Consider the following 15,995-nt stretch of genomic DNA (forward strand, 5'->3'; position numbering starts at 1 on the left):
AACCACAGTATCTATGGTGGGCAGACAAGGCCTCAGCTATATCAAAAGATGACTGATTTTATCCTCAACAACTTATAATTCTACAAAGTAAAATACAAATCCCTTTCAGAAGTTCTGAAAGGGATTTTCAATAAACATTCATACATATTTACTAAGGATATTTTACAGCTTTATCCAGTTCAATAGGATTATTAAAAGACTTTAGCTTTTTCCTCTCATTAGCTTCGGCCGGTTTCAGTTGTTCTTTGGATAAAACCGTTCCGTCATCCAAAAGTAGTTTTTTCCCTTCGGGAATCGTTAACGTCCCATTCAATGCATACTTAAAAGGGTTGGAATAAAGGTCTAATTTCAGCTTATTCAATTCTTTTTGGGTCACAGGAATTGCCCTGGATATAGAGGCATTTAATGAATTACGTTTATAATCTTCAGAAATTTTTTCACTTTTAATGACATGAAAATAATAATCCTTTTTGGTGTCGTATAATTCCATAATTAATCCCGGCAATCCGTTAAATTTATAAGGTCCGTAAGGCATTGGAATATCTTTAGTAAACCAGGCAATCCAGTTTCTTCCTCCAAATTGAGCAATAGCTTTTTGAAGTCGAAAATTATTAGAAACTTTTATACTGTCTGTAATATTCCAATGTTGTTTGGATTCTTCGGATAATTTATAATAGTTTGCATCTCCGATATATTCGTAGTTTTGATAGATATTGTTATTATTCTTTTTGATGAGGAAAGAAGTTAGCCTACCCGGTATATATTGCCCGGTAGCACTAAATATTGAGTCATTAATATAATTCAGTCTGTTATAATAGGCTACATCCTCTTTTGTAACATCCAGATAATAATTTTCCCTGGTAATTTCTTTTGATGTAGAATCTTTCTTGTATTTCACCTCATAGATGAACCTGTTGTTCTGGGAAAAAAACGTTACCGTTCCCAGCAATATAAATAATAAGCTTTTCATAATTGATTTTAATTTTCAGATAAAAACTCAGGAATAAAGTATTCCAAATCTGCTCTTTCATACTGGAGTGGGTATTCCGTATCATTGATAAAAATATTGGGTGTAAAATGCACTCCATTGTTATTTACCCACTTTTCATGGCTTTTCAATAAACTTAATGCAGCATCTGAACTTCCGAAGTATTTAGAATATTTTTGATACCATATATTTTTGTTTTCACTATACCCTTGAACGTTATACCAATTGCTAAGAGCTTCTAAAAACTCTATCTTATTTTCACTATTGATATAAATATTGGTAAGATTGACATGAACTGCCCGATTATCCTGATCATCCCTGCTAAGATCTATATCAAAGAAAATATTGATTCTCAACTCGTCAGAGTATTTCTTCACCAACTTCATAAAAACGGGATAAAAATCCTTACAATGTTTACAGAAAGGATTGGTAACGAAGGTTAAACTTTGCTCCGCATGTTCATTCCCAAATACAAAAGCACTCGAAAAATCGGTATTCATCAGTTTCTTTTGAAAGGATAGATTATTCTTGAAAAACATATAGTTTCTCCTGAATTTCAAATTTTTCTTAATGGTATATTCATTTTTCTGTACTATTTCTTCATTTGCCCTTAGGTTCAGTAAAACAATTATTGTCCCTAAAGTTCCGATTAAAAACAATAGTATGGAACCGGTATTGATGATTTTATGATTAAAAAAGATAAGATTAGCAGCTATCAATTGAATCAATACACAAGCGATGATAGCCATACATACCGGACAATATTTTTTAACCACAAATATTTGATAGTACAAAGACAAGCAAGCGATGGGTATAAACCCTAATAAACCATACTGATAGACTTCAAGAAAAAATTCAACATTTCCTATCAATGAAAATAGAATAAAACACGTGATTTGACTGGTAAAAAACAGCAATGAAATTTCAGACAAATCTATTTTCGTAAAGAGCTTCCATTTTTTGGAATTAAAAACCAGGTCACAATCTGTATTCAAATAATTACTTCTGCATACGCCAACCGGAATAAACGTTCCTTTTCCATGCGTTTTTTTATATGCTTCATATGCCATTATGAACCCCACTAAAGAGGTGGAGGCAAATATTAATTTTAAAAACCAATTAGAAAAATCATAGCTTAGCAGAAATATAAACAAGAGTATAACGATTCCCCAATTGATATAGGAATAATCGAATTTGGATTTGCTATTGGCAGCCTCTTCTTTATCTACAATAAGGATTATATTTTCCCATTTTGTAAAAAAGTCATGTGCCGGAGAACCATCGATGGTAAGTTGATTATTCTTATTTTTTACAATAGTAAGTTCTCCTTCTACCAAAGCTAAAAAATCTTCAGGTAAAATATCTTTTTCATCATTATCTATTCTATAACTGTAATTTTCAATATTGAAAAAACTCAAAGCATCGGAATATGCTAAAAGACTCGGAAAATCCGGATGCCCTTCCAACTGAAGCTCAAATTCATCCCGATCAATAGGTATCTTGTTATAATCCAAATAATCGATAACAGCAGTGTAACTTTTGCGTGTCATTTTAATACATCTTTTTTTACATTTCAAAAAAATAGCAACAGTTTCCTGTTGCCACTTTAAAGAATTCGTCTTGATTATCCACAACAAAAAGTACCATTGCAATACGAGTCTCCATTACCATTATGGGTATTTGCACATGCTGCATTAGTACATGCACAACCCAAATCAAACGGAGCTTCAGGCTGCCCTCCTCCCTTAATGGTTTTAAGTTCATTTCTGGATAAATGTCCTTTCATTTTTTTTAGTTCATTTTTTTTCATAATGTTTTTTTTAGGATTTTATGTCACTATTGACACCTTCGAAACTAAAAAACAAATATCACGTATGAGAGAAATACATTTGCATATTTTGTGTAATTTTTGTGTACAATTTGTATGCATATTGTACACATTCTATATATAGTTGTTTAAATAAGGAAAAGTCTCACAGAGAACTTCCATTTTATATTTATTTCATTAATCATTTGGGAAATGATTATTTATTTTATCAATTGAAATTAAAAACCTAATTTTGGGAAATTTGAAATTTGAATATATGAAGACTAAACATCCTAAAGGGCTTCCTTTCCTTTTCTTTACGGAAATGTGGGAGCGTTTCGGGTACTACCTGATTCTTGGAATCTTTGTTTTGTATGTCATTGAACCTGCCGGCATAAAAGGAGGTTTAGGGCTACCAGACAAAACTGCTGATGATATTTTCGGAACTTATATCGCGCTAACGTATTTAACTCCCTTTATTGGAGGATTCCTGGCGGATAGAGTTTTAGGGTATATTAAGTCCATTTATCTCGGAGGTTTTTTAATGGCTGCCGGATATATTGGAATGGGAGTTTTTAAAGATTTACCTTTATTTTATTCTTCTCTGGCACTTATTATCATAGGAAATGGTTTCTTCAAACCAACCATTTCAACCTTATTAGGAAATCTTTATTCTGAAGAGCCATATAAGGCCAACAAAGATTCCGGATATAATATTTTCTATATGGGAATCAATATTGGAGCATTTATTTGTAACATCATTGCTGCTTTCATGCGTAACAAATTCGGGTGGGGGGAAGCCTTCATCACTGCCGGTGTTGGAATGTTGATCGGGATGGTTATTTTCACCATCGGAAGAAAGCACTACATCCATGCAGCACAAATGAAACCTGTACAGGAGGGAGATACCAAACTTTCTGAAATTTTAATAAAAGTATTCGTTCCTGCTATTATTGCCGGAGCAATTGGTTGGTTTATTCCCAATAATATTTTCGGAAGTGACAGTACGGACGCCTTTATTTTTGCCTGCATCCCTGTTATTTACTTCTATGCCTCTCTTTATTTTAAAGCTAAACCTGACGAAAAAGCCTCCATTGGTGCATTGCTTTCTGTATTCCTGATCAGTATGTTTTTCTGGGCAGTTTTCAAACAAAATGGTACGGCATTAACGAGATGGGCTAATTATTATACGGACAGAAGTGTTCCTGCATCTTTAGAAAAACCATTAGAAGGGATTTATATGGTGGACGGAAAAAGCTATGAGGATAAAGAAACTCCGGTTTATGACAACCAGTTCCGTTCCCAGAAAGATGACAATGGAGACACTAAAAAAGAAATGGGAAAAGATGTTTATTTTAAGAATATCTCACCTGAGCAACGTGCTAGTCTGGAGAAAAACCCTCAAAACAAAGTATACCTTTACAATACGGAATTATTCCAGTCTATTAATCCATTCTGGGTTATCGCTTTAACACCGGTGATTGTCGGATTCTGGGCTCTCCTGAGAAGAAAAGGAAAAGAACCTCTAACTCCTACGAAAATTGTATTAGGATTATTTATTTCAGGTTTGTCTTGTCTGGTGATGGTCTTAGCTGTAATGGCCGGAGATAATGGTTCTGTAAAAGTATCTCCCTTATGGCTTGTTGCAAGTTATGGGGTAATCACTATCGGGGAGTTATGTCTTTCTCCAATGGGACTTTCTTATGTTTCCAAGCTTTCTCCTGCGAGAATTACGGCATTGATGATGGGAGGATTTTTCCTGGCAAACTCTGTAGGAAACAAACTTTCGGGAATTCTGGCAAGTACGTGGTATAACTACGAAAATAAAACAAATTATTTCCTTGTTAATTTCGGATTGTTAATATTTGCTACACTATTGGGACTTTCTATGTTAAAAAGATTAAATAAAATCATGAAGGAAAAAGGACACTAATCCTTAATATTATAAAGAATAAAAAGCTGTGGAATGGTTCCGCAGCTTTTTTATTTAAAAATAAAATTAAAACCTTGCCAAAAACTCAAAATAAACTATATTTGTCAGTCTTAACAAAAATTAACAATAGAATGGATAATATTGAAGCAATAAATCCGAAACCGGATGAATTGGTAGAGAATAAGAATTCCAGACATCCAAAAGGGTTATGGGTTCTTTTCGGAACGGAAATGTGGGAGCGTTTCAACTTTTACGGAATGAGAGCACTTTTAACGCTCTTTATGGTAAATTCCTTATTAATAAAAGAAGCGGATGCAGCTATCATCTATGGTGGATTTTTGGCTTTATGTTATTTAACTCCGCTTTTGGGAGGATTTATTGCTGATAAATATATTGGAAACAGATACGCTATCGTCATAGGTGGATCGCTTATGGCCATTGGTCAGTTTTTACTTTTTATTAGTGCCTCTACCTTCTCTGCGGATATAGGAAGTGCTAAACTTGTTATGTGGTTGGCATTATTTGTTATCATTTTTGGTAACGGATTTTTCAAACCGAATATTTCCTCAATGGTGGGAAGTCTTTATCCTAAGCAGGAAAAATCAAAACTAGACTCGGCATTCACCATTTTCTATATGGGAATCAATATTGGAGCATTCTTAGGACAGTTTATTTGTCCATACGTAGGAGATGTAAAAGATGCGACAACAGGAGTAAGAGATATTTTTGCTTTCAAATGGGGATTCCTTGCGGCTTCTATCGCTATGGTAATCGGAACGGTAACATTCTTTATCCTTAAAAATAAATATGTAGTAACTCCGGAAGGACGTCCTATTGGTGGTTTACCTAAAAACAATACCACTGCAGACTTTGAGGAAGGAGAATCTCAAACAGCAAAGTTCTCAGGAGTATTCTTAGGCGTTACTGTAGCTATCTTTGTTGCTTTATTCTTTGCATTCAGATATTTACTTGTAGGAGAAATCGGATTCAACTCAATGGAAATGGGGCAACTGATCAAAGGGATTATCTATCCATTCATTTATGCTGCAGGTATTTCCTTAGCTTTCCTGATTATGACATCAGCTGAAAATAAAGTTGAAAGACAAAGAATTTGGGTAATCTATATTGTATCATTCTTCATCATCTTCTTCTGGGCTGCCTTTGAACAAGCAGGTTCTTCGTTAACGTTTATTGCGGATAACCAAACAGACAGAAATATTTTCGGATGGAACATGCCTCCTTCAATGGTGCAGATTTTCAATGGAATTTTCGTTGTTTTATTAGCGGTTCCATTCAGTTTAATCTGGGATAAATTAAGAGCAAAAGGAAAAGAACCCGTATCTCCATTTAAACAAGCTATGGGTCTTGCATTGATCGCTCTTTCTTACTTCATCATTGCACACAATGTAAAAGATTTAGGAAATTCAGGATTATTGGCCATCAAATGGTTAATGCTTTTATATTTCATCCAAACTTGTGGTGAGCTTTGTTTATCTCCAATCGGATTATCATTGGTTGGTAAATTAGCTCCAAAGAGATTTGCATCACTATTATATGGGGTTTTCTTTATTTCTAATGCCGCAGGATATGCCTTGGCAGGTTCATTAGGAGCACTTATCCCTGCTACAGGTGATAAATTTAAAAAAGCACAGGAAATAGGAGTGAATCTACAGGATGTATTAGATAAAAAAGTAACGTTAACAGCAGAACAGACTGCAGCATTTGAAAAAGCTCAGTTACCATTACACAACCCTACTTTTGCCGGATTTGAAATTCACAATTTATTTGAATTCTTCATGGTATTTGTTGTACTTTGTGGTATTGCCTCAGTTATCTTAGGGATCTTATCTCCTATTTTGAAGAAAATGATGCATGGTGTAAAATAATTACATTTACAAAATATGAATAAAACCTCTGCCAAGTCAGAGGTTTTTTTTATTTTCGTACGATGGAAATTTCCGAAGATTCTTTATTCCAATCCGTAAAGGAAATTATTAAGCAATCGCGCGAAAAAGTTTTTCGAATCGCGAATTCTACCCTACTGCTCACCTATTGGCAGATCGGAAAACTTATTGTTGAAAATGAGCAGCAGGGAAAAGAACGTGCAGAATATGGAAAATATACACTAAAGAATCTTTCTCAAAAACTTACCTTAGAATTCGGAAAGGGTTTTGATTACACTAATCTCTCCAATATGCGTAAGTTTTACATTGCCTTCCCAATTGTTGACACATTGTCTCAACAATTGAGCTGGTCCCATTACAGGCTTCTTTCAAGTCAGGATAATAAACATAAAAGAAGCTATTACCTTAATGAAGCAGTACAAAATAACTGGAATGTAAGAGATTTGAAAAGACAAATCAATTCTCTGGCCTATGAAAGAGTTTTGGAACACAAAAAATCTTCAACCGAGAGTATCCATAGTGTTTTAAAAGATCCTTATATCTTTGAATTCTTAGGTTTAACAGCTAACGAACAGATCTCAGAACGAGAAATTGAGACTGCCATTATTGACCATATTCAAAAATTTCTGCTGGAATTTGGAAAAGGCTTTGCCTTTGTAGCCAGACAACAACATATTGCTACTGATACCTCAGACTTTTATATCGATCTCGTTTTTTACAATTATATCCTAAAATGCTTTGTCATCATAGACTTGAAGACAGGTGAACTTTCCCATCAGGACATTGGTCAAATCGACATGTATGTAAGAATGTACGACGATATGAAACGAGGTGAAGGTGACAATCCTACTATTGGTATTTTATTATGTTCTGAAAAGGACGAAACTATTGTAAAATACTCTGTACTCAATGATAAAAACAATTTATTCGCCAGCAAATACCTGCTGTATCTTCCAAAAGAAGAAGAATTAAAACAAATCATCGACCAGGACAGAATTCGCTTTGAACTGGATCAGGAAAATAAAAACCCTTAATTAAAACTTAATCATATAGCGTTATGAGCTTAACTTTAGATGAAATACAAAATTTCAAAGGAAAATACCCTAGACAAATCTGGAGTCTGTTTTTCTCTGAAATGTGGGAACGCTTCTGTTTTTACGGAATGCGTGGAATGCTGGTTTTCTTTATGATTTCACAGCTTAATTTCCATGAAAAAGAAGCTAACCTTCAATATGGGGCCACTCAGGCCTTTGTATATGCCTTTACCTTTGTAGGTGGTCTTTTTGCAGACAAAATTTTAGGATTCAGGAAATCTCTTTTTTGGGGTGGACTTCTGATGATTGTTGGAAGTTTGATTCTGGCGACGGACCCACATAAATTCTTTTTCCTGGGTATTGCTTTCACTGTGGTAGGAACTGGTTTCTTTAAACCTAATATTTCATCAATGGTTGGCCAACTTTATAAACCTAATGATTCAAGGGCTGATGCCGGATTTTCTCTTTTCTATGCGGGAATTAATCTTGGGGCTTTACTTGGGGGCTATTTATGTATTGCCATTGGTAAAGGAGAATTTTTAAGCAACATCATTGCGGAAGAAATGAGATGGCATATTGCTTTCGGATTAGCAGCAATAGTAATGGTCGTAAGCTTAATCAACTTTATTTTTACGCAAAGAAGACTCGGAACAATCGGACTACAGCCAGGCCATCCTTTGGCAGAGACAAAATCAGCTCCGATTCCTAAATGGAAAGAATACGGAGTATATATTCTTTCTTTAATTTTTGTACCCATTATCATGACTATGGTTGCTAAAACGGAATATACGGATTATTTCATGTGGACCATCGGACCTTTGACATTGATTTATTTATTCTATGAGATGACTAAAGTAACCCCATCGGAACGTAAAAAACTTTGGGCTGCATTAGTTTTCATTCTATTCTCTATATTGTTCTGGGGAATTTATGAGCAGAGTGGAGGCTCACTGAGTATTTTTGCCGCCAAAAACCTAAATAAAGATTTATTCGGTTTAGATCCGAATGGAGTGAACAACTCAGGCGGTGCATTCTTTATTATCTTCCTTGCTCCGCTGATCGGACTTCTTTGGATTTGGCTGAATAAAAGAAAAATTGAACCGAATACCATCATTAAATTCGGATTAGGATTTATCTTTTTAGGATTAGGATATTACGTTTTATTTGCAACACGTCTTTTTGCTAACCTTCAGGGAATTACTTCACTAAACTTCTTTACACTCGCATTATTGATCATCACCCTTGGTGAATTATGCCTTTCTCCAATCGGATTATCGATTATGACAAAGCTTTCCACAAAGAATCTTCAGGGAATGATGATGGGAATGTGGTTCCTTGCATCAGCTTATGGACAATATGTTGCAGGAATTATCGGAGCCGGTCTTGCCACAGCAAAAGAAGGTTCTACCAATTATGATGAATTAATCACTTACACTGATGGATATAAACAATTGGGATTGTATGCGATAATTGCCGGAGTGGTATTAATTTTGATATCTCCGTACGTGAAAAAATTAATGCAAGATGTAAAATAAAAAATAAGTAATTATGCTTATTTTTACATAAATACCAAGTTATGAAGAAAATTTTAAGCATAATTCTCTTATTATTGTTAAATTTTAGTTTTGGACAAGTAAAATGGATGACAATTGAAGAAGCTTTAAAAGCTCAAAAAGAACATCCAAAAAAAATACTTATCGATTTCTATGCAGACTGGTGTGGGCCCTGCAAAATCATGGATAAAAAAACTTACGGTCATCCTGTTATTGCCCAAATTTTAAATGAAAATTATTATCCGGTAAAATTCAATGCAGAAGAACAAAACAGTATTGAAATCTTTGGAAGAAAATTTTCCAATTCGAATACAGAACATAAAAAAGGAAAGAATTCTTTACATGAATTTACTCAATATATGAACGTAGGTGCTGTACCCAGTACTGTATTTCTGGATGAACATGGTGGTCCTATCACAATCTTGCAAGGGGAATTGTCCGCTAAAGAGCTGGAGCCTTATTTAGAATTGATTTCAAAGGATTTGTTTAAAAAAATCCGATCAAGAGAACAATGGGAAGATTATCAGAAAAAATTCAAATCTAAAATTAAAAACTAAAATAAATAAAAAGGCTTTCAGAATCTGGAAGCCTTTGTTATACTTTAAACTCACAATTTTTTGAAGGAAAAATTTTAATTTCCAGCTATTTTACCGAAATTAGGGCTCGTTTTTTAAAATGACTTTAGATACTTCCATAGAATACGTAAAGGGAATCGGTCCTGAAAGAGCCAAACTCATTAAAAATGTGTTGGGATTGTCCACTGTAGAAGATATGTTGAACTTCTACCCTATCCGCTACCTGGATAAAAGTAAAGTATATACGATTTCTCAGCTTGAGGAAACGAGTGTTGAAATACAGCTAAAAGGAAAGATTACCCAAATACAGGAAATCCAAACCGGAAAAACAAAAAGACTTTCTGCCAAATTTAATGACAGCACCGGAAGTATGGATTTAGTCTGGTTTCAATATTCAAAATGGTTGAAAGAACAGATTCCCATTAATCGTGAGGTATATATATTTGGTAAAATCAATGTTTTCAATCGTCAGTTTTCTATGCCACATCCTGAAATCGAAGCTGAGGAAAATAAAGAAGGAGACACTCGTTTGAAGCCCATTTATCCTAGTTCGGAAAAATTGACTAAACGAGGATTGAGCCAGCGATTTTTCCAGAATGTATTAAGAAATATCTGCAAGGAAATTCCGAATCTTATTGAAGAAAATTTTCCGGTATATCTGATGAAAACCTTCAAATTCATGTCCAGGCAACATGCATTTCTGAATGTACATTTTCCCAAGAATGCTGAACATTTTGAAAAAGCCGATTATAGATTAAAATTTGAAGAATCATTCTTTTTCCAGTTAGGATATGGTTTAAAGAAACTTCATCATAAAACACAATCATATGGTAATCCATTTCCAATCATAGGAGACTATTTCAATAATTTTTATGAAAATCATCTTCCGTTTGAATTAACTAATGCACAAAAAAGGGTTCTAAAGGAAATTCGTCTGGATATGAAAAAGCCTATCCAAATGAACAGGCTTCTGCAGGGAGATGTTGGCTCAGGAAAAACAATGGTAGCCTTATTAACCATGCTTATTGCTATGGATAACGGATACCAGAGTTGTTTGATGGCTCCCACTGAGATCCTTGCCCAACAGCATTATAATGGAATCAAGGAATTATTGCATGAAACAGGTATCAATGTCCGACTACTGACAGGTTCCATCAAAGCTTCGGAACGAAGAATTATTCACGAAGAGCTTGAAAACGGAACGCTTTCTATTTTGGTAGGAACTCACGCTGTTTTAGAAGACAAGGTTAAATTTAAAAATCTTGGACTGGCTATCATTGATGAGCAGCATAGATTTGGTGTGGCACAAAGAGCTAAGCTTTGGGCTAAAAATAAAATTCCACCCCATATTCTGGTTATGACTGCTACTCCTATTCCGAGAACCTTAGCAATGAGCTTTTATTCAGATCTTGATGTATCGGTAATTGATGAAATGCCGGTGGGCAGAAAACCTATCATCACTGCGCATAGACGTGAAAAAGACAGACTTTATGTTTATAATTTTTGTAAAGATGAAATAAAAAAAGGTAGGCAGGTTTATTTTGTGTACCCGCTCATTGAAGAATCCGAAACATTAGACTATAAAAATCTGATGGAGGGGCTTGAACATGTCATGGAGTACTTTTCAGACTACAATGTTACCATGCTTCATGGCAAAATGAAACCGGATGAAAAAGATGCAGCGATGGCTTATTTCGCTTCCGGAAAAGCTGAAATTATGGTTGCTACTACCGTTATTGAAGTTGGAGTAAATGTCCCTAATGCTTCTGTAATGGTCATAGAAAGTTCTGAAAGATTTGGACTCTCACAGCTTCATCAGCTTAGAGGTCGTGTAGGAAGAGGTGCTGAGCAAAGCTATTGTATTCTAATGACATCGGATAAATTGTCAAAAGAAAGCAGAACCCGTATCCGGACAATGACAGAAACCAATGATGGATTTAAAATTTCTGAAGTAGATATGCAGCTTCGTGGTCCCGGAGATATTTTAGGCACCCAACAAAGCGGTGTTGTAGATTTTAAAAGACTGGACCTGGTAAAGGATTCTGCAATTATTAAAACTACAAAAAATACAGTAGAAAAAATCATGGAAGCTGATCCGTTATTATCAAGACCAGATAATTTGATCATCAAAAATTACTACCTTAAATACTACAAAGGAAAGAATAAGTGGAGTAAAATTTCATAAAAAAACCGCAGAAAATACTTTCCTGCGGTCCCCTTATAAAACTGTTATTTAGAAGAAATTACTTTGTATTGCTTAAAAAATTTATTTTAATAGTTTAGGCTTAATATTTTGTGATGTGGTGTTGTGTAAATATGGTGTGAAAATATTTTATATACTTTTGAATATATTGTTAAACCATAACTATTAAAATAAATTATAAAAACAAAATGAATTATTTTTCCAACTTGCTTATTATAAAAACTAACTGTGTTTATGATTGGAGATGAGGGAATGAAACGAATAAAAATATCTCCAACCATTCTAGAGTTTTCATGATTGTACCGTTTTATTAAAGATCTTCTATGCTTTTTAATTGGAAATTAATATAATTCATTTTGTTATAAACTCGTGATTATATAATTTTTAAGTGGTAGAAATAACTGCTTTTCATTCATTTTTTGTTTTTTATTATATATAAATTTGTGTCTATAGTTTACGTTTACAAAAGTCAGGATATTTCTTGGAATTTTTTTTATATTATTTTAACATTTAGTTATAAAATTTTCACATAATAGTGAATAGTATGCATGAAATATCAATCCTTTTAAAAAAAAGGATAAATCTCAAAATAATCTATTCATCATGCTTTCATTATAAAATTTTCTTTGTTCAATCCTGAGGTATGGTATTGCCAATTGATTGTAATAACGTCCGTTAATACTTTCTTGAGTTTCTCATAATCCTCAGGTTTCTTCATACAAATATTAGCTCCTTTTACAAAAATATCTTCTATTTCATTATCAGGAATCTGCTCAGAATATACAGCAGTTACCATATTCATGAACTTTAAGTTTGATTTAATTTCTTCAATACATTCCAAACAATTTTTTCCTGATATATGATATTCAATAAAAACAATTTCCGGGATAACCGCATCTGCATTATTCAAATACTTCATTAAGTTATCTGCATTATTGAAGCATTGTATTTTTATACAGATCTTCAGCTCTTTGAATATATTTTTAAAAAAAATTAAGGTGTTTTCATTACTATCTGCTACGATTACGTTCAGAAATTCTTTATTCATACTGCATTTTAGGGTTTATCGCCGTATTTTGGGCTTTTCTTCTTTTACCAACAATCTTTTGAAATTGAGATGGGGTAATTCCTGTTGTATTTTTAAACTGAGTACTTAAATGGGCCACACTGGAATAGTTTAATTTGTGGGCAATTTCGGTAAGGCTTTGTTTATTTCTTATAATTAAAACCTTGGCATGTTCAATTTTCTGTAGAATAATAAAATTCTCTATTGACGTATAGGCCACTTCTGAAAATAAGTTGGAAAGATATCCATAACTGTGGTTTAATTTTTCAGAAATATAAATAGAGGCCTTTACCGGAATAATTTCTTCAGAAAAAACAAGTTCTACAATAGCATCTTTTATTTTCTGTATTAAAGCCGTTTTCTGGCTTTCTATAATTTCAATGCCATACTCTCCAAGGTTCTTCTTAAAAAGATGGTGCTGTTCTTGCGTAAAGGGTTCATAGAACTCTACTTCACCAAAATTCAGCAAACGGTATTTCAAGCCATATTCTTTAAGCTTGTCATCCAACACCTTCTTACAGAGGGCATTGAAATCAAATTTTACATACATTTTCATCCTAATATAAGTAAATCAATTTTTTAGTAAATATAATAATTTATTTCAATTGAAAGTGAAATAGGAAAATAATTTTTAACATAATATTAATAAAAAAAAACTCCTGCATTCTAAAATACAGGAATTTAAACACTAAGGATGAAAAAAATATACTGATAAAAAGCTGATTCAGCTCAAAACCAAGCATATGAATGTATTATTTAATAAGTGATTTGGTTCTGAAGCAAAGATGAGTCAAAAAAAGAAATCACCTGTTATAGAATTACAGGATAAAGTTACAAAATTTTAAGTCAATTAATTGTGAATTAGATACTCCATCAGATAATCATCCATCACGAATCCATTACCTATATCAAATACTCCTTCATCATAAACCCTGTATCCCTGGGACTCGTAGAATTTTTTGGCAACATTATTTTTATTAACGGTCAGGATAATCCTATCATTTCCATAATCTGTTACTTTCTGATTCAGAAATTGAAGAGCTTCCTTTCCAAATCCTTTTCCTTTGCTTTCAGGAACCAGATAGATACGATGCAATTTGGTTGTTTTTCCTTCATAATTATATTCATAACCGATGAATCCTTCATATAACTCATTTTCTTCATCTTGAATCAAATAATATTGGTAGTTGGGGTTTTGAAGATGGTTCATTAATTCTGTTTCAGAATACATTTCTGAAAGCATATACTCCAATTGTTCTTTAGACAGGATATCTGCATAGGCATTTTCCCAGGATCTTCTTGCTAGATCCTGAATCAGCGGTATATTGTTCTCCGTTGCTTTTATTAATTTCATGATGTATGGATTTTGATTAAAAAAAGTGAAAAGCCGAAACTTTTCACTTTACTTTATTTTTCAATAATTATTTATCTATTTTTTGTGTATAAGTGGATGTTTGAAAATACAATAAATCCACTTCCGAAACTCATTAAATATTTGCCATTTCAGCTTTAATTTTTGCATAAAGTCCTTCTGATGCAGCGACTAAAGGAAGCCTTAAATAGTTTTTAATAATTCCTTTTTCAGCTAATACTACTTTAATACCACAAGGATTTCCTTCAGCAAAAATCAGACGTGTAATCTCTACTAATTTATTGTGAATTTCATAAGCTTCTTTTACTTTTCCCTCAAAAGCAAGCTGTACCATAGTAGAGAACTCTTTTGGATATCCTTGTCCTATGACAGAGATTACCCCATCTCCTCCGGCTAATGTTACAGGAAGTGTATATTCATCATCTCCGGAAACCAGAGAAAATCCTTCAGGCTTTTTTCTCAAAATATCAAAATATTGCAAAATATTAGGTGCCGCTTCTTTGATCATGAATAAATTCGGAAACTCTTTTGCAAGACGAATAGTTGTATCTGCCTCAATATTTTGTCCTGTTCTTGAAGGAACATTATATATAATAATATTTTTTCCTGTAGAAGCTAACACTTTATAATGTTGGTAAAGCCCTTCCTGATTAGGCTTATTATAATATGGAGACACAGACAATACTGCTTCAAATGCTGAAAGATCAGCTTCTTCTATCTGTTTCTTGACTTCAAAAGTATTATTACCGCCTATTCCCAAAACTAATGGAAGACGTTTATTATTTACCTTAATGATATGCTCAATTACCTGTTTCTTCTCTTCAGCAGAAAGCGTTGCGGCTTCTGCCGTTGTTCCCAATACTACCAAATAATTGGTTCCGTTATCGATATTATATTCAACAAGTTTTGTTAAACTGTCAAAATCAACGGATAAATCTTCATTAAAGGGTGTCACCAATGCAACACCTACTCCTTTTAAAATGCTCATCTGTTCGAATTATTTTTTTCAAATTTAGTCATTTACGCTAAGAATTTATAATAAATAATAATGTTTTATTATACATATAGTTATATTTGCATATACTAAAAGATATTATGAAATCGCTATAGCCAAAATTGTTTACAAAAAAACCAAGAAAACTGGTGATTGCATATAACCTTATAAAACATAACTTGCAACATATGAAAAATAAATTCTTGTTATTAGGAATTGCTCTGGCATCTCTTACTGCATGCAAAACCGCTTCTACAGCGCAGCTTGTAAATGTAAAGACCCAGAAGAATATTTCTATTAATAATGAGCTAAAAAATGATGAGGAAATTGCAAAATTCATAGAACCTTATAAACAGAAACTGGATAAAGAAATGAACCAGAAGATATCACATACCAATGTGGATCTTACCAAGCAAGGTGACAACAGCAATCTGGGGAATCTTTTAGCTGACTATACGCTTGAAGGGGGTGATGAATGGACTAAAACACATCTTAAACAAAATGTAGATGCGGCGTTGATCAATATCGGAGGAATCCGTACTACCATTGGGAAAGGTGATATTATG

The 15,995-nt window shown here is 33.4% G+C and carries 13 protein-coding genes and 1 pseudogene; 7 read left to right on the top strand and 7 right to left on the bottom strand.

Annotated elements, in window-relative coordinates; translation table 11 throughout:
• Positions 1–151: 151 nt before the first annotated feature.
• The 3 genes from CW752_RS13430 to CW752_RS13440 form a co-directional block, all read right to left on the bottom strand.
• Positions 152–970: a GLPGLI family protein gene (locus CW752_RS13430; RefSeq protein ID WP_101240220.1), complete on the bottom strand. Its 819-nt coding sequence runs from the start codon at positions 968–970 to the stop codon at positions 152–154.
• 8 nt (positions 971–978) lie between these two features.
• Positions 979–2,538: a vitamin K epoxide reductase family protein gene (locus tag CW752_RS13435; RefSeq protein ID WP_101240221.1), complete on the bottom strand. Its 1,560-nt coding sequence runs from the start codon at positions 2,536–2,538 to the stop codon at positions 979–981.
• 74 nt (positions 2,539–2,612) lie between these two features.
• The gene (locus tag CW752_RS13440; protein WP_101240222.1) at positions 2,613–2,798 is read right to left on the bottom strand and encodes a hypothetical protein; all 186 of its coding nucleotides are present in this window, start codon (positions 2,796–2,798) and stop codon (positions 2,613–2,615) included.
• A 274-nt stretch (positions 2,799–3,072) separates the two neighbouring features.
• On the opposite strand from CW752_RS13440, the gene CW752_RS13445 reads away from it, so the two are divergent.
• The 6 genes from CW752_RS13445 (at position 3,073) to recG (ending at position 11,979) form a co-directional block, all read left to right on the top strand.
• On the top strand, positions 3,073–4,728 hold the full coding sequence (locus CW752_RS13445; RefSeq protein WP_101240223.1) for a peptide MFS transporter: 1,656 nt from the start codon (positions 3,073–3,075) through the stop codon (positions 4,726–4,728).
• Positions 4,729–4,859: 131 nt separating this feature from the next.
• Entirely contained in the window at positions 4,860–6,614 is a 1,755-nt protein-coding gene (locus CW752_RS13450) for a peptide MFS transporter (RefSeq protein ID WP_101240224.1), read from the top strand.
• Positions 6,615–6,676: 62 nt separating this feature from the next.
• Entirely contained in the window at positions 6,677–7,666 is a 990-nt protein-coding gene (locus CW752_RS13455; RefSeq protein ID WP_101240225.1) for a YhcG family protein, read from the top strand.
• Positions 7,667–7,689: 23 nt separating this feature from the next.
• Positions 7,690–9,201 carry a peptide MFS transporter gene (locus CW752_RS13460; RefSeq protein WP_101240226.1) on the top strand — a complete coding sequence of 504 codons (1,512 nt, stop codon included), beginning with the start codon at positions 7,690–7,692 and terminating at the stop codon, positions 9,199–9,201.
• A 41-nt stretch (positions 9,202–9,242) separates the two neighbouring features.
• Positions 9,243–9,776, top strand: coding sequence for a thioredoxin family protein (locus CW752_RS13465; RefSeq protein ID WP_101240227.1), 534 nt, complete (start codon positions 9,243–9,245; stop codon positions 9,774–9,776).
• Between the two features lie 118 nt (positions 9,777–9,894).
• Complete coding sequence (gene recG, locus CW752_RS13470; protein WP_101240228.1) at positions 9,895–11,979, top strand: ATP-dependent DNA helicase RecG; 2,085 nt, start codon at positions 9,895–9,897, stop codon at positions 11,977–11,979.
• Between the two features lie 619 nt (positions 11,980–12,598).
• Here the strand turns inward: recG and CW752_RS13475 are convergent.
• The 4 genes from CW752_RS13475 to dapA form a co-directional block, all read right to left on the bottom strand.
• A complete protein-coding gene (locus tag CW752_RS13475; protein ID WP_101240229.1) occupies positions 12,599–13,045 on the bottom strand; it encodes a response regulator in 447 nt (148 codons plus the stop codon).
• Positions 13,038–13,619 (bottom strand): helix-turn-helix domain-containing protein, encoded by a 582-nt coding sequence (locus CW752_RS13480; protein WP_101240230.1) that lies wholly within the window; start codon positions 13,617–13,619, stop codon positions 13,038–13,040. The genes CW752_RS13475 and CW752_RS13480 overlap by 8 nt, the downstream gene beginning before the upstream one ends.
• 294 nt (positions 13,620–13,913) lie before the next feature.
• The gene (locus tag CW752_RS13485; protein ID WP_101240231.1) at positions 13,914–14,417 is read right to left on the bottom strand and encodes a GNAT family N-acetyltransferase; all 504 of its coding nucleotides are present in this window, start codon (positions 14,415–14,417) and stop codon (positions 13,914–13,916) included.
• 133 nt (positions 14,418–14,550) lie between these two features.
• A complete protein-coding gene (dapA, locus tag CW752_RS13490; protein ID WP_101240232.1) occupies positions 14,551–15,423 on the bottom strand; it encodes a 4-hydroxy-tetrahydrodipicolinate synthase in 873 nt (290 codons plus the stop codon).
• A 194-nt stretch (positions 15,424–15,617) separates the two neighbouring features.
• Between dapA and CW752_RS13495 the strand changes: the two are divergent.
• A pseudogene (locus tag CW752_RS13495) lies at positions 15,618–15,995 on the top strand (bifunctional NAD pyrophosphatase/5'-nucleotidase); the annotation flags it as partial.

The sequence above is a fragment of the Chryseobacterium sp. PMSZPI genome (assembly GCF_002835665.1).
Taxonomy (GTDB): Bacteria; Bacteroidota; Bacteroidia; order Flavobacteriales; family Weeksellaceae; genus Chryseobacterium.

Excerpts from the sequence above, each read along its gene's own strand:
- CW752_RS13430 (WP_101240220.1), bottom strand. The coding sequence starts at position 970 with ATGAAAAGCTTATTATTTATATTGCTGGGAACGGTAACGTTTTTTTCC.
- CW752_RS13435 (WP_101240221.1), bottom strand. The coding sequence starts at position 2,538 with ATGACACGCAAAAGTTACACTGCTGTTATCGATTATTTGGATTATAAC.
- CW752_RS13440 (WP_101240222.1), bottom strand. The coding sequence starts at position 2,798 with ATGAAAAAAAATGAACTAAAAAAAATGAAAGGACATTTATCCAGAAAT.
- CW752_RS13445 (WP_101240223.1), top strand. The coding sequence starts at position 3,073 with ATGAAGACTAAACATCCTAAAGGGCTTCCTTTCCTTTTCTTTACGGAA.
- CW752_RS13450 (WP_101240224.1), top strand. The coding sequence starts at position 4,860 with ATGGATAATATTGAAGCAATAAATCCGAAACCGGATGAATTGGTAGAG.
- CW752_RS13455 (WP_101240225.1), top strand. The coding sequence starts at position 6,677 with ATGGAAATTTCCGAAGATTCTTTATTCCAATCCGTAAAGGAAATTATT.
- CW752_RS13460 (WP_101240226.1), top strand. The coding sequence starts at position 7,690 with ATGAGCTTAACTTTAGATGAAATACAAAATTTCAAAGGAAAATACCCT.
- CW752_RS13465 (WP_101240227.1), top strand. The coding sequence starts at position 9,243 with ATGAAGAAAATTTTAAGCATAATTCTCTTATTATTGTTAAATTTTAGT.
- recG (WP_101240228.1), top strand. The coding sequence starts at position 9,895 with ATGACTTTAGATACTTCCATAGAATACGTAAAGGGAATCGGTCCTGAA.
- CW752_RS13475 (WP_101240229.1), bottom strand. The coding sequence starts at position 13,045 with ATGAATAAAGAATTTCTGAACGTAATCGTAGCAGATAGTAATGAAAAC.
- CW752_RS13480 (WP_101240230.1), bottom strand. The coding sequence starts at position 13,619 with ATGAAAATGTATGTAAAATTTGATTTCAATGCCCTCTGTAAGAAGGTG.
- CW752_RS13485 (WP_101240231.1), bottom strand. The coding sequence starts at position 14,417 with ATGAAATTAATAAAAGCAACGGAGAACAATATACCGCTGATTCAGGAT.
- dapA (WP_101240232.1), bottom strand. The coding sequence starts at position 15,423 with ATGAGCATTTTAAAAGGAGTAGGTGTTGCATTGGTGACACCCTTTAAT.